Source organism: Halodesulfovibrio marinisediminis DSM 17456, from assembly GCF_900129975.1.
Taxonomy (GTDB): Bacteria; Desulfobacterota; Desulfovibrionia; order Desulfovibrionales; family Desulfovibrionaceae; genus Halodesulfovibrio; species Halodesulfovibrio marinisediminis.
In genome coordinates, this window is record NZ_FSRG01000001.1 from 1 (window position 1) to 1,644 (window position 1,644).

Below are 1,644 nucleotides of genomic sequence, written 5' to 3' on the forward strand. Positions count from 1 at the left end.
AGAGATCAGCTAGCGTCATCTGCTACGATGTAGTGGATGTCACAATACAGAATTATTAAACTGGAGAGTTTGATTCTGGCTCAGATTGAACGCTGGCGGCGTGCCTAACACATGCAAGTCGAACGCGAAAGTTTCTTCGGAAACGAGTAGAGTGGCGCACGGGTGAGTAACGCGTGGATTATCTACCTACTGGTACGGGACAACAGTTGGAAACGACTGCTAATACCGTATACGCTGGTAACGGGAAAGGGGGCCTCTTCTTGAAAGCTCTCGCCAGTAGATGAGTCCGCGTTTCATTAGCTAGACGGTGGGGTAACGGCCTACCGTGGCAACGATGAATAGCAGGCCTGAGAGGGTGGCCTGCCACACTGGGACTGGAACACGGCCCAGACTCCTACGGGAGGCAGCAGTGGGGAATATTGCGCAATGGACGAAAGTCTGACGCAGCGACGCCGCGTGGAGGATGAAGGTTTTCGGATCGTAAACTCCTGTCAAGAGGGAAGAAACCTATTAAGATTAATACTCTTAGTAATTGACGGTACCTCTAGAGGAAGCACCGGCTAATTCAGTGCCAGCAGCCGCGGTAATACTGAAGGTGCAAGCGTTAATCGGAATCACTGGGCGTAAAGCGCTCGTAGGTGGCTTTGTAAGTCAGGTGTGAAAGCCCACGGCTCAACCGTGGAATTGCACTTGATACTGCATCGCTAGAGTATAGGAGAGGGAAGTGGAATTTCTGGTGTAGGAGTGAAATCCGTAGAGATCAGAAGGAACACCCGTGGCGAAGGCGACTTCCTGGACTATTACTGACACTGAGGAGCGAAAGCGTGGGGAGCAAACAGGATTAGATACCCTGGTAGTCCACGCCGTAAACGATGGGTACTAGGTGTTGGGGGCTTGACCCTCGGTGCCGTAGTTAACGCGTTAAGTACCCCGCCTGGGGAGTACGGTCGCAAGGCTGAAACTCAAAGAAATTGACGGGGGCCCGCACAAGCGGTGGAGTATGTGGTTTAATTCGATGCAACGCGAAGAACCTTACCCAGGCTTGACATCCTGCGAATGCCCAAGAAATTAGGCAGTGCCCTTCGGGGAATGCAGTGACAGGTGCTGCATGGCTGTCGTCAGCTCGTGCCGTGAGGTGTTGGGTTAAGTCCCGCAACGAGCGCAACCCCTATCCTTAGTTGCCACCAGGTAATGCTGAGCACTCTAGGGAGACTGCCCGGGTTAACCGGGAGGAAGGTGGGGACGACGTCAAGTCATCATGGCCCTTACGCCTGGGGCTACACACGTACTACAATGGTGCATACAAAGGGTTGCGATACCGTGAGGTGGAGCTAATCCCAGAAAGTGCATCCCAGTCCGGATAGGAGTCTGCAACTCGACTCCTTGAAGTCGGAATCGCTAGTAATCCCGGATCAGCATGCCGGGGTGAATGCGTTCCCGGGCCTTGTACACACCGCCCGTCACACCACGAAAGTTGGTTCTACCCGAAACCAGTGAGCTAACCAGCAATGGAGGCAGCTGTCTACGGTGGGGCTGATGATTGGGGTGAAGTCGTAACAAGGTAGCCGTAGGGGAACCTGCGGCTGGATCACCTCCTTTAAAGAAAAAAATCCGATTCGCTATTTAATTGCAAAGAGTTTTGCT

Annotated in this window: 1 rRNA gene; it reads left to right on the top strand. The window is 53.0% G+C overall.

Annotated elements, in window-relative coordinates:
* Positions 1–57: 57 nt before the first annotated feature.
* A 16S ribosomal RNA gene (locus BUR09_RS00005) occupies positions 58–1,599 on the top strand.
* Positions 1,600–1,644 lie beyond the last annotated feature (45 nt).